We start from the raw sequence: 14,854 nt of genomic DNA, 5'->3' as shown, positions 1-14,854 counted from the left end.
TGCCTACTACAATGTTCAACATACCTCTCGCAAGCCCATTCTGTATATCTTATCGTACCGGGCTCACACCTTACCCCAGCTCTCTGAACGTATCAAATATACATACTCTTCTTGCTCATCGATTTCATCTATTGAAGTTACTTGTGATTATAAATTATATTTTTATAGTTGTAAAGTACAATTTATTTATTATCCTATATGAACTCTTCTCTCTAATTCTTGTAAAAACAATTCTCTTTTTTGTTCATTTTGAACATATATCGACTTCAATACCTCTTGCAACAATATATTTCTCTCTCTTTTCTCTATTTGTAATTCTTTCACCTTTATTCTAACTTCGTATAAAAAATCAAGATACGATTCATACGTCTCATCATATTTATTTGCGATATCATCTCGAATTTTTTTTGCAAGTTTCGGACTCGCTCCTCCAGTAGAAACAGCTATATTAAGTAGCCCACGATGAAACGCCGCCGGAAAATGAACATTACCACTTTCCGGATTCGTAATAACATTTACTAATTGATTCTCTGCGACATCTTCAGCAATTTGTTCATTCAATACAGCATCACTACTCGCTGCAACAACTAAAAAGGCGTCTTTAATATCACTTTTTTCATACTCCCTTTGATACCAACGAATTTTCTTTTCTTCTACAAGTTTCACTAAATTTGCATCCAATTCAGGACTTACCACAACTATATCTGCACCTTGTTTGAGTAAAGGAATAATTTTGAATCCCGCGACTTTCCCTCCACCAATGACAACAACACGTTTCTTCTCAACTCGCACTGTAAGTGGATACATATTGATCTCCCTTCAATAATTTCTTCGTTTTCTGAATTAATATATACTGAAACGCTTCATTCTTCCCTAAATATGGACTTATTTTTATCTCATCTAGCTCATATTGGCGCACTTCTTTTTCAATATGCTTCATAAGCAAACCTGTAAATAACAAGTAAGGCAGTACAACGATATTCTTTTCTTTTCGTTCTACAACTTCCTTTAACTTCTCCTCAAATTTTGGCTCTGCAGCTGCTAAATAACAAACTTCTACTTTCTTAATCTTCTCTTCCATTTGAAATAAAGAAGCAATCCAGTTTATATCTTTTAATACTTCAGGATCGCTACTCCCTCTTGCAACGAGAAGTAACGTCACTTCATTCTTATCTTCCTGTTCAATACCACTTCCGCTATATACCGATTTAACAAGTGATTCTGATACACCAAACGGATTACCATAGGTCACTTTTATACTTGGATATTGATTATTTAACTTTTCCAATTCAAACGGGATATCTTTCTTCACATGACCTGCCGCTAATAAAAAAACAGGAATAACAATAATCTCTGTAGCACCACGCTTCACACATGTACGGAACCCTTCATCAATAGTTGGACTCGCTAACTCTAAAAAACAAATTTCTTGAATACTTGCCTCTACACGGTTCATACATGACGTAATAAATGCAACCGCTTCTTCTTTCGCCGCTTTCAAGCGACTTCCATGACATATATATAAGATGGCTTTCATTTTATAACACTCCACTTACTTGATACGTACTTTCTATCTGTTTCTCAAACCAATGGATTTTTCCTCTAAAACGGACGACTTCTCCAATTACAATCATGCTCGGATTTTGAATTTGTTCTTTTTTCGCAACATCTACAATTGTTCCTAACGTCCCAACAACTGTGCGCTGCATAGATGTCGTTCCCCGCTCAATAATAGCAGCAGGCGTACTTTTATCTTTTCCATGCTTTATCAGTTGCTCACATATGTAGGGTAAATTGCTAACCCCCATATATACAGCTAACGTCTCTACACCTTTCGCTAAATTTTCCCACTTCACTTCCTCTTCAGCATCTTCTTTTCTATGCCCTGTCACAATAGCAAAACTTGCACTTGCATCACGATGTGTCACTGGAATACCAGCATAAGCAGGAGCAGCTATTCCAGCTGAAATACCAGGAACGATTTCAAACGGTACACCTTGCTTTGCTAACGCTTCAGCTTCTTCTCCTCCTCTACCAAATACAAATGGATCCCCACCTTTTAGCCTCGTTACAACTTTTCCTTTTTTCGCATATTTAATAAGAAACGTGTTAATTGTCTCTTGCTTCATCGTGTGATAATTTGGTAGTTTTCCGCAATAAATTAAATCCGCTTCAGGCTTTGCATAAGAAAGCAATTCTTTATTCACGAGACGGTCGTATAAAATAACATCTGCTTTCTCAATGCATTTCAATCCTTTTACAGTAATTAAATCTGGATCACCAGGGCCCGCTCCAACGATATATACTTTTCCCATCATCTCTCCTCATTTCTACTATTAAAGTGAAACTTCCATCCTTATATAGGAATGGAAGTTTTCATTTCTTCATATTTCAATGTTCCTTACTCATGAATAACAAAGGCTGCGCTTTTTCGAATCTTCTTTTTTTCAAATAAAGCAATCTCCTTTACTTCTGGTAACGGTAAAAAATGTTTTTCAAGCTCAATCTCCGCCATCTTAAATGCCTGTTCTTCACTTTCAGCAACAACAACAATCGGAACAATGCTATTCACTAATACCGCTTCAAATCGATATAAATCCATATTGCCCCTCCTAAGACGCTATTACTTCTTCTAACACGTTATTTAACGCTGTTTGTAATGTCTCTACACCAACACGGCCTACAAAATCATAAAACGTTTCAGCTGGTAATTTATTTTCTTTGAAATAACTTATAAATGATGCGAGTACATCAGGTAGATCCTCGCCATCTATTTTTCCTTTTAACTTTTGATTATAAGCACCACCATCTAACAGCGTTCCACCTACATATATTTCAAATGCTTCAACAATTCCTTTTTCCTTCGTTTTCATTTTTACACCTTGTAATCCAATGTCAGCAATTTGACGTTGACCACATGAATTCGGGCATCCTACCATATGAATACGAACCGGAACATCGAGTGCAATTTGTGTATCTAAGTATTCGGCAATTTTTCGTAATCTTTCTTTCGTTTCTACTAATGCAAGATTGCAATATTCAATACCAGTACAAGAAACCGCGTGACCAATAAACGATTTCGGATTTGCTGATATCGCTTCAAACAACGGCTCATTTAGCAAGCCAGTTACATTTTCTGGCAGAACATTCGGAATAATGAAGTTTTGTGAATTACATGTACGAATTTGTCCATTTCCATATTGTTTAGCAATTCTTGCAATCTCAAACATTTCTTCTGCATGTAGGCGTCCTACTGGCACATTAAAACCTACATATTTTAGTCCATCTTGTTTTTGGTCTTGGACACCATAAAAGTACCCCGCATTCCAGCCTTTAAGAGCACTTTCTCCTTTACTTTGTAATGGTCCTGTATATTCTATTAGTTTCTCTTTAAACTTCTCTGCTCCCCAGTCTGCAACAAGAAATTTCAAACGAGCTAAATGACGTTTTTCACGATATCCAAAATCACGGAATATCGTAGCAATCGCAATTGCTACCGCCTTTACTTCTTCTGGTAAAACGAATACATCTAATTCATCAGCTAAATACGGACGGGCTGATAACCCACCGCCTACTTTTATATGAAAACCAACTTTTTTCTCACCATCTATTTCTTTCGTTGCAGGTGTAAATGCAACACAGTTAATCTCTGCGTTTGCTGAATTATAAATGTTAGAACTAATAGACATTTTAAATTTACGCGGTAAGTTAGAAAACTCTTCATTATGTTGGAAATAATCATATACCTCTTTTACAATGCCAGTTGTATCAAATAGTTCATTTGCATCAATACCAGCAAGTGGATTCCCTGTAATATTACGCGTTATATCACCACAAGCCCCAGCTGAAGATAACCCAACCTTTGCTAATCTTTCAAAAATATCTGGAATTTGATGAATTTCTAACCAGTGAAACTGAATTGCCTGTCTTGTCGTAATATCTATTACGTCACGTCCATAATCCTCAGCGATAGAAGCAAGCACTTCTGCCTGTGCATTCGTAATAATGCCAGAAGGGATATTTACACGCATCATAAAATAACCAGCTTCCTTCGGTCTTTGTAAATACAACCCTGCCCATTTGAATGCGTCCCACTCTTCTTTCGGAATAGATTCGAAGCCATTCTCTGCATAGTAAGGAATGTCATTAAAGATTTCCAATCCATCTTTTTTTAATTTATTTTTCTCAGTTTGATTTAATTTTTCATTGTTAGCCCATACTTTTTCATAACTCATTTTTTATCCCCCTATATAAAACTACGCTCTTGTAAGTACTTCACGATTTGTTCTGCACATTCTTCAATAGAATACTTGTGCGTTTCTACAATTAATTCCGCTTGCTCTGGTTCCTCATACGGTGAATCGATACCTGTAAAGTCTTTAATATCACCTTTTCTTGCTTTTTTATAAAGCCCTTTCGGATCACGTTTCTCACACTCTTCAATTGGACATTTTACAAACACTTCTATAAATTCATCTGCAGCTAATAGATCTCTAACTTGTTTTCGGTCTACTCGAAACGGTGAAATAAACGCTGTAAGAACAACAGTCCCTTGATCTACAAATAGCTTTGCTACTTCGCCAATCCGTCTTATATTTTCCATACGATCACTTTCAGAGAAACCTAAGTCTTTATTTAAACCGTGGCGTATATTATCTCCATCAAGTACATAGTTTCCAATATTCTTTTCAAATAGTTTACGAGCAACCGCGTTCGCTACTGTAGATTTACCCGAAGCTGATAAACCAGTAAACCAAATGACAAAACTATGATGCCCATTCTTCACTCTTCTTTCATCTTTTGAAACAGAAGCTGTATGCCAAGTAATATTCGTATCCATCTCATTCTCTCCCTATTCTGTTACTACTTCTTTTTTCAAACCTTTAATTAGTACCTCTACTACCTCTCTACGACTAAATGTACTTGGCGGAACCTCACCGTTTCTTAATAGTTCTCTTACTTTCGTACCAGATAAGATGACATGATCCTCTTTTCCATGCGGGCATGTTTTCGTTGAAGCCATCGCTTCACATTTCGTGCAGTAAAAACTATGCTCAAAAAATAACGGTGTAATCCCTAACTCTTCTACTGTAAAGTTTGTAAAAATTTCTTGTGCTTCATAAGTACCGTAATAATCTCCTACTCCTGCATGATCGCGCCCTACAATAAAGTGGGTGCATCCAAAATTCTTTCTGACTAATGCATGGAATATCGCTTCCCTCGGCCCTGCGTAACGCATTGCTGCAGGAAATACACTTAAAAAGACACGATCTTTCGGATAGTAGTTTTGAAGTAATACTTCATAACTTTCCATTCTTACATCAGCAGGAATATCATCCGACTTCGTTTCCCCAACGAGCGGATTTAAAAAGAGGCCATCTACAATTTCAAGAGCAGATTTTTGAATATATTCATGAGCACGATGTACCGGATTTCTCGTTTGGAATCCAACTACTGTTTTCCAACCACGTTTTTTAAATTCCTCTCTCGTTTCAATTGGATCTAAATGATAAGAAGGAAACGGATTATTTTCAAAACGTTTCGTCAGAACAATAGCTCCTCCGACGTAAACGCTCGGTCTTTCGTATAATTTTTTCACTCCAGGATGAGCCTCATCCGTCGTTTTATACACTAGTAACGCTTCTTTTTCCTTATCAGGCACAAAAATATCTTCTATTTGAATGACACCATATACATTTCCACCGTTAACAAGTTTTACTTCCTCTCCAACTTTTAGCGTCTCTGCTACCTCTTCTGTTACTGGTAATGTAATGGGTATACTCCAAACACTTCCATTATTTAAACGAAGCGTTTCTACAACCGAATCATAATCTTTCTTTCCTAGAAAACCAGTAAGCGGGCTATATCCCCCTGTCGCTAATAGTTCTAAATCACTTAATGCAATGTTGTCTAGCCCAATTTCTTTTTCAATTTGCGATACGTCATATGTCTCGTCTACACGGTTTACTAATTCGTTTACTGTACTCATTTTCTATATCCCCTCTTAGTTTTATTTCAAGATTCACCTTATTGATAATGAAGGCCACATTCAGTTTTTACTTTCCCGGCCCATCTACCATCTCTCGAATCGCCACCCTCTCCTACAGGCAACGTACACTTCTCACACCCAATACTTGGATATCCAATATCATGTAATGGGTTATACGGCAAGCTATGCTTGTATACATATCGCCATACTTCTTTCCACGTCCAATGAATGAGCGGACAAACTTTAATAGATCGAAAGCGATGATCTTGATTTATAAACTTTGTATGCTTACGGGTTTCTGATTGTTCCCTCCTCAGTCCCGATATCCACGCTTTTTCATTCGCTAATGATTCTTCTAAAGGCAAAATTTTTCTAATCTTACAACAGAGATTGGGGTTGCTTTCCCATAGCTTGTCACCATGCAAGTTGGCTTGTTCATCAAGTGTAAGTTCTGGTTGTTTTTCTATAATATTTAATGACGGAAATCGTTCCCGCACTTTTTGAATTAATTCATACGTTTCTTGAAAATGTACGTTTGTATCTAAAAAAACAACTTTAGCAGATGGATTTACTTGGTTAATAAGATGCAGCAGTACCATCCCTTCCACTCCGAAGCTACATGCGTATACAATTTCACTTTTATATTCTTTATAAGCCCAACTTAATACAGATAACGCGCCTTTCGTTTCATCTTCTTCTGAAAATGAAACATCATTTTCTTCCCACGTTTCATACGTCAACATGTTTTTTCCCCCTATAAAAGCAAAAAGACGGTTTTAACCTAATGAAATAGGTTAAAACCGCCTCTAGTTTTTCTAGTCAGCGCTTTTTACTTTAAACGTACTTTTTCACTTTTCTCTAATTGAATGACTTTGCCATCTTGCACAACAATTGTAATTGAACCATATTTCATATCAGCAAGCATCGCTTCAATTTTCTCAGATACTTCCTCAAAATGTTCCCGTACGCTCACGCGAACAGCCCCCCTTTTTATTCATAAAAAAAATCTTTCCCATTTCGAAAAGACTGTTCGGTAATATATTTTACCTTATCTTTCAAAATGGATTCCATTTTGCTGGATTTAGCACCTTGCTTTCTATAAGCAGGTTGCCGAGCTTCGCCGGGCCAGTTCCCTCCGCTTCTCTTGATAAGCTTTGTATTTGTATTTTATCACAATTCTGATTTTTTTCAATCCTAGTTTTCCGATATATTTTAATTATTTTATTTTATAAAAAAGGAATTGCCCATCCGAACAACTCCTTTTTCCTCATTTAAACAAGTTCTTTAATACGTATGCGATCGTTCCCAATAATATTTTCATATGTTTCGCGCTCTACAACAATTTGTGATGTACCACCTTTCGCGAAGACGACAGCTGGTCTACGAATCCGATTATAATTATTCGCCATCGAGTACCCGTATGCCCCTGTACAAGAAATTGCTAGTAAATCCGCAGAAGCAACTTTCGGTAGATTAATATCCCAAATTAACATATCTCCACTCTCGCAGCATTTCCCTGCAATCGAAACAACTTCCTCGTTCTCATCATTCCCTCGATTCGCTAACATCGCTTCATAACGAGCGTTATATAAAGCAGGTCTTAAGTTATCAGTCATCCCACCATCCACTGATACATATTTCCGAATACCAGGAATGTCTTTCACAGATCCGACTGTATAAAGTGTCGTTCCAGCATCCCCTACAATGCTACGACCTGGCTCAACCCATATTTCTGGTAATGGATAATTACATACTGTAAATTGTTCTCTCACTGCACTTGTTACAGCTCGCACGTATGTCTCAAGAGTTAATGGTGTATCGGACTCTGTGTAGCGTATTCCGAATCCTCCACCCACATTCAGCACTTTTACTACATAGTTTGTTCGCTCTCTCACTTCTTCTAAAAATTGATGAAGAACTTCAATCGCTCGCACAAATCCAGCCGTTTCAAATATTTGTGATCCGATATGTGAATGAATCCCTAACACGTTATAATTTGATTTTTGTAAAGCAAGCTCAATTGCCTGCATCGCTTGACCATTTGACACGCCAAATCCAAATTTTGAATCATCTTGACCTGTTGTAATATATTCATGTGTGTGCGCCTCTACCCCAGGCGTTACACGAATTAATATGTTCACAAATTTCCCATGCTGCACTGCTAAATCATGCAAAATTTCTAATTCTAAGAAGTTATCTACGACAAAACAACCAATATTCGCCTGAAGAGCCATCACAATTTCTTCATCTGTTTTGTTATTGCCGTGAAAATAAATGCGCGATGCCGGAAATCCTGCTTGTAGTGCAGTATATAATTCCCCTCCAGAAACAACATCTAATGACATATTCTCTTCACGAGCTACTCGGCACATCTCCATGCACAAGAACGCCTTGCTTGCATATGCTACTTGATAAGAGAACCCACTTTCTTTAAAAGCACGATGAAACGCGCGGCACTTTCCTCGAATTGACTCTTCATCGTATACATAAAGTGGTGTCCCATATTGTTTTGCTAGCTGCGTCGTATCGCACCCTCCAATTTCTAAGTGTCCTTGCCCATTGATTCGGCTTGTGCCGTGTAAATACATTTGAATTCCTCCCTTATTTCCTCTAAAACTCATAACCCCAATCTTCTATTCATTGCAGCACGCTTTTAGATAGACAAAAAACGCGCGGAACAATGTTCACACGCGTTTCTTATTAGGAAAAATATATATTGAAAAAATAAACGAGTTGTTATCTCCTCAAAATAAGAAACCGCATCAACATCTCCAAATAGCTCTCCATAAAATAAATCTTATGACAGTACTACATTTATTCAATGCAGTCCCAATATATGAATAAGATGGTTATTCTTATATTTCGGCAATAGTCCCTTTCAACCTATGATCACAGATCCCATTAAATCTCCCATAGCTTACTCTTTCCTATCGCGGCCTCTACCTTTGAGAGTAGATGAGGTAAGTCTATTTAATTTTCAAACATCTAATTGTTGCTATTAACAATACCAAAGGACCATTTTATTTGTCAAACAATTTTTTATATTGCTTTTTTACAGTTTAGTTTCGTATCGTTTGGTAAGCGCTTTACTGAAACCTTTGTCACTTCCCATTCGCCTTCTTCGTTATTAAATGTAATCGTTACCTTCTCAAATGGTGGCGCAATTTCCCCTGCAACACGTTCATACTTTGTTACTTCAATAACTGCTTGAAATAAATATGTACCGGTATACACTTTTTTTAAACTAATAATTTTCGGGCATTGATAAGGCTTCAAGCTTCCATATTGTTTTTCGATTGCTTTATTTATTTTCGGAAATAAGACAGAATAAAGGGCATCTTCCATAAGAGGTGCATCATATTGAGCTACCGACACACTTGGTGAAGCAAAAAGTATAACACTACTGCATACTATAAAATATAATAATTTTCGCATTATAACCTCCGTATTGTTACACGATTCTTTCCGCGCACGATAATAATCATACATAGAAACTCCATTTTATTGTCTCCTACTGCCCTTTTTCTACTCAATTATTATAAAAAAGTCCACAACTCTCTTTTATTTTCGTATAATGATACTCATAGTATAATAAACATAATAATAAAGGACTGTTCGTATATATAAAATGAGGCGCTAATCAAATCGGCCCACAAGAACCGTCATGCTTTTTAGGAGAGGAGTATATTATGCTACAACGTCTGTTTCCAAAACTGCGATTCGCACTCGTTGCAGTCGTTTTATTATGGATAAAAACATATATTGTGTACAAGCTAGCGTTTGATATTAAAATTGATAATTTCTTTGAAGAATTTATGCTTTTTATTAATCCACTAGCTGCGTTACTTTTATTTTTCGGTTTTGCATTATTTGCATCTAAACACCGAAATCGCATTATAGTTGGAATTAGTTTTATACTGTCATTCATTTTATTTGGAAATGCAATGTTTTATGGGTTTTATAACGATTTCGTTACGTTCCCAGTATTATTTCAAACAAATAATATGGCTGATTTAGGGACGAGTATAAAAGAACTCTTTACGTATAAAACATTACTGTTATTCGCAGATGCGATCATCTTAATGTTTCTTTCGCGTAAATTCCCATCATTTTGCGACAAAACGCCGCTTTCTCGCTCTGAAAAGAGAACTTTCTTTAGCGGTGTAACAGCTCTATTAGCACTACAAATTGTTGTTTCCATTATTTATAAACCACAAATGTTCTCACGCTCGTTTGACCGTCAAACTGTCGTGAAAAATTTAGGTTTATACACATATCATCTATTTGATATTACACTTCAATCTAAATCTTCAGCTGAACGTGTATTTGCGAGTGGGGACGGGTTCTCTGAAATTAAAAACTATACAGACTCAAAAGATAAGCAAGTTGATAAAAACTTATTTGGAGCTGCAAAAGGTAAAAATGTAATTTTGATTTCAATGGAATCTACACAAAGTTTTGTTATTAATAAAAAAATAAATGGAAAAGAAATTACTCCATTTTTAAATGCATTTATTAAAGATAGTTTTTATTTCGATAACTTCTATCATCAAACAGGGCAAGGTAAAACTTCTGACGCTGAATTTATCGTTGAAAATTCACTTTATCCGTTAGACCGCGGTTCTGTATTCTTTACTCATGCAACAAATGAATATACAGCTACACCAGAACAATTAAAGAAATACGGATATTCTTCTGCTGTCTTCCATTCAAACGATAAAACGTTTTGGAATCGTGATGTAATGTACCCTGCACTTGGATATGATCGTTACTTTAATTTAAATGATTATGTTGGCACAGAACAAATGTCTGTCGGTTGGGGGTTAAAAGATAAAGAGTTCTTTGAACAATCTATTCCAAAGCTAAAATCTTTACCACAGCCGTTCTATACAAAATTCATTACTTTAACAAACCATTTTCCATTCCTTCTAAATCCAGAAGATCAATATGTTGATGAGTTTAATTCAGAAAGTGGTGTTGTAAACCGTTACTTCCCAACTGTTCGTTACACGGATGAAGCTCTTAAACAATTTATTAAACAATTAAAAGAAGAAGGATTGTATGATAATTCCATTATTGTCATTTATGGAGATCATTACGGTATTTCTGAAAACCATAACGCAGCTATGGCTCAATTCCTTGGGAAAGACGCTATTACACCGTTTGATTCTATGCAATTACAACGCGTCCCTCTCATCATTCACGTGCCTGGTCAAGAAGGAAAAGTCATTTCTAAAGTGTCTGGTCAAATTGATATTAAACCAACGCTACTTCATTTACTTGGTATTAAAACAAATCAATCAGTTGAATTTGGAACTGACCTATTTATTAAAGAAAAAGACCCTCTTATGGTAATGCGTGATGGTAGCTTCGTTTCGGAAGATTATGTGTATACAAAAAACATGTGCTATAAACGAAACACAGGTGAAGAAGCAGACATCTCATTATGTCAACCGAATATTGAAAAAGCAAAAACGGAATTGAAACTTTCCGACAAACTCATTTATGGAGATTTGTTACGTTTCGATCCTAACAATCGGTATAAAACTGGAACTATGACAACGAACTTTGAATAATACACGAAGCAACTTTATAAAAGTTGCTTCTTTTTTCACTTATTTTTCAAATCATTCTGCTATGAAATCTTTCACAAATTGGGAATTTCTTTCGTATGAAGAAGAAATTTATGGTATGATAAAATAAGTAAACTTTCATAAACTAATTAAGAATTTATTACAGAAAGCAAGGGATCAGATTTTGTATAGAGCAGCTATTCCAAACTTATTTACGCTCGGAAATTTATATAGTGGATTCTTGTCAATCGGCTATGCATCTTTAGGATATTATAAATCAGCTGCTATTTTAGTACTTATCGGGATGATGTTAGATAGTCTTGATGGGCGTGTTGCTCGTTTATTACGTGTTGATTCACAAATGGGAAAAGAGCTTGACTCGCTTGCGGATGTCGTAACATTTGGTGCAGCACCTGCTGTTCTCATGTATTACACATCTTTCTCTAATTATGGAATCATCGGACTATACATAGCGGGGCTATTCCCTCTTTTCGGAGCATATCGTTTAGCACGATTTAATGTAACACCATCTTCTACTTCAATGAAATATTTCACTGGGGTACCGATTACAGCAGCGGGAGGGCTTGTTGCTTTCTTAACATTATTTTCACATACCATTCCAAAAATCGTTCTTATTACAGTATTTGTAACGTTCGCATTTTTAATGGTGAGCCGCATTCGTATCCCAAGTTTAAAGGATGTACCAATTCCACGATATAGCATCATTATTACACTATTTTTAGTGGGCATCATTATCACAATGTACCAAACAGGGTTCGGTAATTTTTCTGTTTTCTTATTCATTGCTATTCCACTATATATTTTGTACATGCTATCTCAATTCCTTAGACAAAGACCATCAAAAAGAGCAAATAAAGAAAAATAAAAAGAAACCTTCCGATTCCGGAAGGTTTCTTTTTATTTTGTAACGAATACTTTTTGATTGACAGGCGTTACAGGTTCTTCGCCATTTAATACAGCTAAAATATTTCTTACCGCCGTTTCGGCCATCGCATCACGCGTTTCGAATGTTGCATTTCCTACGTGAGGAGCAAGTACCACATTCTTTAATCCTTTTAGCTCTTCAGTAATTTTCGGTTCAAATTCAAACACGTCAAGAGCTGCCCCTTCAATTTCATTCGTTTTTAAAGCATGAGCAAGTGCCGCTTCATGCATAATTGGTCCACGTGAAGCATTTATAATATACGCTGTTTTCTTCATCATTTTGAACTGTTCCTCATCAATCATATGATGCAATTTCGGATTATACGCACAGTTAATTGTAATAAAGTCTGCTGTTTGTAATAATTCTTCCAATGTTACATATGTTGCTTCCAGTTCACTTTCAGCTTCGGGCTTTCGATTTGGTCCTGTATATAAAACATTCATTCCAAACGCTTTTGCACGCTTTGCAACTGCCTTTCCAATTTCTCCAAGGCCGATAATTCCAATTGTCTTACCATGTACTTCGCGGCCTAAGAAAAATAACGGTGCCCATCCGTTAAATCCAGTTGTACGACATAGCGTATCACCTTCAGGAATTCTACGTGCCGCCGCTAAAAGAAGTGCAAATGTTAATTCTGCTGTCGCTTCCGTTGATACTTTCGGTGTATTCGTTACCGCAATCCCTTTTTCTCCAGCATATGAGTAATCAATATTATCGTAACCAGCACCGTAGTTTGCAACAATCTTCAAATTAGGTGCCGCATCAATCACTTCTTTTGTCACCTTTGTAGAAAGTAGGCTTAACAATGCATCTTTATCTTTTACACGTTCTGTTAATTCATCTAAAGAAATTAACTCCTCTTTATCATACATTTCTACATCATGATCTTTTAATAGTTCTAATCCGATTGCTGGAATTTTTCCTGCTACTAATATTTTTGCCACTATACTAACACCTCTTCTATACAAAATAGGATAGCTCTTATCTTTCATTGTAAGAAATCCACATATAAAAACCAAGGAATTTGATTATAGTTTTGAAAATCGACACTTTTCCACAAAAAAAGAGGAGATGCAAGTCTCCCCTCTTTTTACGCTTTTTCTTGCGATTGTTTTCCAAGCTTCACATCAATTGTTCCTTCTGCAACTGTATCACTAATTTGCTCCTCAATCACTGATTGAGATGTAGCATTCGTATCAGAAGTATACGCTTGTTGCTGTGCATCTTGTACATTTTGTTTATTTTGTTGTTTCACCATTTCTTTACCCTCCTTTTTATTCTTTCTTATTTTGAACAAAAAGATGGGTTTTCATGAAAAAATCATGATCATTTTGAAATTGTTACTTCTTCTAGTAATCTCATCGTTCGGACTCGTTTCGTAAATGTAGCTAAGTGAGCAATATCATGATTACGTAACGTCTTTATATTCTCTTCCACATATTTCCCTAAATCATTCGGATAATGAGCATCTGAAGAAAGTGTAATCGGAACTTCGTGTTTAGCTAATACTTGTAAATATAGCGGACTCGGACACATTTCGCGCACAGGATAGCGATAGTACAATCCCGCATTTATTTCCGTTGCTGTATTTGTTTCTACTAATGCACGCGCAATTTTCTTATAATAAGAAATTTGTTCATTCTCATCTAACCGATAATTAAATACTTTTATGTTGTCAAGATGAGCAATAATATCAAATAACTCAGAACGAACTGCGCACTCAACCGTTTTGAAAAACGTATCATATAAAGCATATAAGTCATGTTCCTTAAAATATTCTTTCGTATCTGGATTATCAAATCCCCAGCCATTTAAAAAATGAACAGAACCAATTACATAATCAAAATCTCCTAATGCAAGTAAAGATTGTAATTGTTGTTCACCACCAATAAAATAATCTGCTTCAATTCCAAGTTTAAGCGTAACACCTCTTTTACTCCACCGTTCTTTCGCCTCTTCAATTGCCTTTGTAAAATCATGTAGTGAAGCTACCCTTACTTGGTCTAACCATTCCTTTTGTAAACGTCCAAGCCCCGAATCACTAATATCAACATATTTTTCATAGTATTCTTTCGCTTCATAAAAACGGTATAAATGATCGACAATACCAACTTCTTTTATCCCTTTTCGCAAAGCTTCTTCTAAATATAAATCAATCCATTTCGTTGTAAATGGTCCTTCATTCACACGTCTTTGCAGGCGTTCTTGTATTTTTACAAGCCATTCCATAGAATGTTTTTCTTCTTTTAGCGGTTCATAATGTTGTAATGATTCATTTATTTTAGCTAGCCATCCTATTGAATATGGCCCTTCTTCTAAATGAATGTGATAATCCACCTTCATACG

16 protein-coding genes, 2 riboswitches and 1 other annotated feature (1 of these 19 running past the window's edge) are annotated in these 14,854 nt (G+C 36.0%); of the genes, 2 read left to right on the top strand and 14 right to left on the bottom strand.

Annotated elements, in window-relative coordinates; genetic code table 11:
• Window positions 1-128: a binding site (T-box leader), on the bottom strand (it extends 121 nt beyond the left edge of the window).
• Between the two features lie 61 nt (window positions 129-189).
• From RTP99_RS00860 to RTP99_RS00810, 11 genes are all read right to left on the bottom strand, one after another.
• A complete protein-coding gene (locus RTP99_RS00860) occupies window positions 190-807 on the bottom strand; it encodes an NAD(P)-binding protein (protein ID WP_000283341.1) in 618 nt (205 codons plus the stop codon).
• Window positions 782-1,537, bottom strand: a complete 756-nt coding sequence (locus tag RTP99_RS00855; protein WP_000644359.1) for a sirohydrochlorin chelatase — start codon at window positions 1,535-1,537, stop codon at window positions 782-784. Before RTP99_RS00855 ends, RTP99_RS00860 begins: the two co-directional genes overlap by 26 nt.
• Before the next feature lies 1 nt (window position 1,538).
• Complete coding sequence (gene cobA, locus RTP99_RS00850) at window positions 1,539-2,315, bottom strand: uroporphyrinogen-III C-methyltransferase (RefSeq protein ID WP_000521274.1); 777 nt, start codon at window positions 2,313-2,315, stop codon at window positions 1,539-1,541.
• 86 nt (window positions 2,316-2,401) lie between these two features.
• The gene (locus RTP99_RS00845; RefSeq protein ID WP_000366912.1) at window positions 2,402-2,602 is read right to left on the bottom strand and encodes a DUF3906 family protein; all 201 of its coding nucleotides are present in this window, start codon (window positions 2,600-2,602) and stop codon (window positions 2,402-2,404) included.
• A gap of 10 nt (window positions 2,603-2,612) precedes the next feature.
• Window positions 2,613-4,235: a nitrite/sulfite reductase gene (locus tag RTP99_RS00840; protein WP_000119630.1), complete on the bottom strand. Its 1,623-nt coding sequence runs from the start codon at window positions 4,233-4,235 to the stop codon at window positions 2,613-2,615.
• Window positions 4,236-4,246: 11 nt separating this feature from the next.
• Entirely contained in the window at window positions 4,247-4,840 is a 594-nt protein-coding gene (gene cysC, locus RTP99_RS00835) for an adenylyl-sulfate kinase (protein WP_000380509.1), read from the bottom strand.
• A gap of 12 nt (window positions 4,841-4,852) precedes the next feature.
• Window positions 4,853-5,989 carry a sulfate adenylyltransferase gene (sat, locus tag RTP99_RS00830; protein WP_000108790.1) on the bottom strand — a complete coding sequence of 379 codons (1,137 nt, stop codon included), beginning with the start codon at window positions 5,987-5,989 and terminating at the stop codon, window positions 4,853-4,855.
• 38 nt (window positions 5,990-6,027) lie between these two features.
• Window positions 6,028-6,732 (bottom strand): phosphoadenylyl-sulfate reductase, encoded by a 705-nt coding sequence (gene cysH, locus RTP99_RS00825; protein WP_000958989.1) that lies wholly within the window; start codon window positions 6,730-6,732, stop codon window positions 6,028-6,030.
• Window positions 6,733-6,818: 86 nt separating this feature from the next.
• Window positions 6,819-6,962, bottom strand: coding sequence for a YezD family protein (locus RTP99_RS00820; RefSeq protein ID WP_000116161.1), 144 nt, complete (start codon window positions 6,960-6,962; stop codon window positions 6,819-6,821).
• 72 nt (window positions 6,963-7,034) lie between these two features.
• Window positions 7,035-7,143, bottom strand: a riboswitch (SAM riboswitch).
• A gap of 117 nt (window positions 7,144-7,260) precedes the next feature.
• Window positions 7,261-8,577 carry a diaminopimelate decarboxylase gene (lysA, locus tag RTP99_RS00815; RefSeq protein WP_312363540.1) on the bottom strand — a complete coding sequence of 439 codons (1,317 nt, stop codon included), beginning with the start codon at window positions 8,575-8,577 and terminating at the stop codon, window positions 7,261-7,263.
• Between the two features lie 180 nt (window positions 8,578-8,757).
• A riboswitch (Lysine riboswitch) is annotated at window positions 8,758-8,939 on the bottom strand.
• Between the two features lie 89 nt (window positions 8,940-9,028).
• Window positions 9,029-9,478, bottom strand: coding sequence for a DUF3888 domain-containing protein (locus RTP99_RS00810; protein WP_011040159.1), 450 nt, complete (start codon window positions 9,476-9,478; stop codon window positions 9,029-9,031).
• A 200-nt stretch (window positions 9,479-9,678) separates the two neighbouring features.
• Here RTP99_RS00810 and RTP99_RS00805 point away from each other — a divergent pair, with 200 nt between their 5' ends.
• The gene (locus RTP99_RS00805) at window positions 9,679-11,565 is read left to right on the top strand and encodes an LTA synthase family protein (RefSeq protein ID WP_000941720.1); all 1,887 of its coding nucleotides are present in this window, start codon (window positions 9,679-9,681) and stop codon (window positions 11,563-11,565) included.
• A 181-nt stretch (window positions 11,566-11,746) separates the two neighbouring features.
• Window positions 11,747-12,448, top strand: a complete 702-nt coding sequence (pssA, locus tag RTP99_RS00800; protein ID WP_000285422.1) for a CDP-diacylglycerol--serine O-phosphatidyltransferase — start codon at window positions 11,747-11,749, stop codon at window positions 12,446-12,448.
• Window positions 12,449-12,480: 32 nt separating this feature from the next.
• On the opposite strand, the gene RTP99_RS00795 is transcribed toward pssA, so the two are convergent.
• The 3 genes from RTP99_RS00795 to RTP99_RS00785 all read right to left on the bottom strand — a co-directional run bounded on the left by RTP99_RS00795 (window position 12,481) and on the right by RTP99_RS00785 (window position 14,851).
• Complete coding sequence (locus tag RTP99_RS00795; protein WP_001062826.1) at window positions 12,481-13,452, bottom strand: 2-hydroxyacid dehydrogenase family protein; 972 nt, start codon at window positions 13,450-13,452, stop codon at window positions 12,481-12,483.
• Between the two features lie 146 nt (window positions 13,453-13,598).
• Complete coding sequence (locus tag RTP99_RS00790) at window positions 13,599-13,766, bottom strand: DUF4025 domain-containing protein (RefSeq protein ID WP_000240694.1); 168 nt, start codon at window positions 13,764-13,766, stop codon at window positions 13,599-13,601.
• A gap of 68 nt (window positions 13,767-13,834) precedes the next feature.
• The gene (locus RTP99_RS00785) at window positions 13,835-14,851 is read right to left on the bottom strand and encodes a histidinol phosphate phosphatase domain-containing protein (RefSeq protein WP_000861818.1); all 1,017 of its coding nucleotides are present in this window, start codon (window positions 14,849-14,851) and stop codon (window positions 13,835-13,837) included.
• Window positions 14,852-14,854 lie beyond the last annotated feature (3 nt).

The sequence above is a fragment of the Bacillus sp. (in: firmicutes) genome (genome assembly GCF_031983925.1).
GTDB lineage: Bacteria > Bacillota > Bacilli > Bacillales > Bacillaceae_G > Bacillus_A > Bacillus_A pacificus.
The sequence above is the reverse complement of the archived record's forward strand: the minus strand, read 5'-3'. Positions and strand labels throughout refer to the sequence as shown.

Bases quoted from the DNA above. Each gene is read 5' to 3' on its own strand.
- RTP99_RS00810 (WP_011040159.1), bottom strand. From the start codon at position 9,478: ATGTATGATTATTATCGTGCGCGGAAAGAATCGTGTAACAATACGGAG.
- cysH (WP_000958989.1), bottom strand. From the start codon at position 6,732: ATGTTGACGTATGAAACGTGGGAAGAAAATGATGTTTCATTTTCAGAA.
- RTP99_RS00855 (WP_000644359.1), bottom strand. From the start codon at position 1,537: ATGAAAGCCATCTTATATATATGTCATGGAAGTCGCTTGAAAGCGGCG.
- sat (WP_000108790.1), bottom strand. From the start codon at position 5,989: ATGAGTACAGTAAACGAATTAGTAAACCGTGTAGACGAGACATATGAC.
- RTP99_RS00790 (WP_000240694.1), bottom strand. From the start codon at position 13,766: ATGGTGAAACAACAAAATAAACAAAATGTACAAGATGCACAGCAACAA.
- RTP99_RS00840 (WP_000119630.1), bottom strand. From the start codon at position 4,235: ATGAGTTATGAAAAAGTATGGGCTAACAATGAAAAATTAAATCAAACT.
- RTP99_RS00785 (WP_000861818.1), bottom strand. From the start codon at position 14,851: ATGAAGGTGGATTATCACATTCATTTAGAAGAAGGGCCATATTCAATA.
- RTP99_RS00845 (WP_000366912.1), bottom strand. From the start codon at position 2,602: ATGGATTTATATCGATTTGAAGCGGTATTAGTGAATAGCATTGTTCCG.
- lysA (WP_312363540.1), bottom strand. From the start codon at position 8,577: ATGTATTTACACGGCACAAGCCGAATCAATGGGCAAGGACACTTAGAA.
- cysC (WP_000380509.1), bottom strand. From the start codon at position 4,840: ATGGATACGAATATTACTTGGCATACAGCTTCTGTTTCAAAAGATGAA.
- RTP99_RS00860 (WP_000283341.1), bottom strand. From the start codon at position 807: ATGTATCCACTTACAGTGCGAGTTGAGAAGAAACGTGTTGTTGTCATT.
- cobA (WP_000521274.1), bottom strand. From the start codon at position 2,315: ATGGGAAAAGTATATATCGTTGGAGCGGGCCCTGGTGATCCAGATTTA.
- RTP99_RS00805 (WP_000941720.1), top strand. From the start codon at position 9,679: ATGCTACAACGTCTGTTTCCAAAACTGCGATTCGCACTCGTTGCAGTC.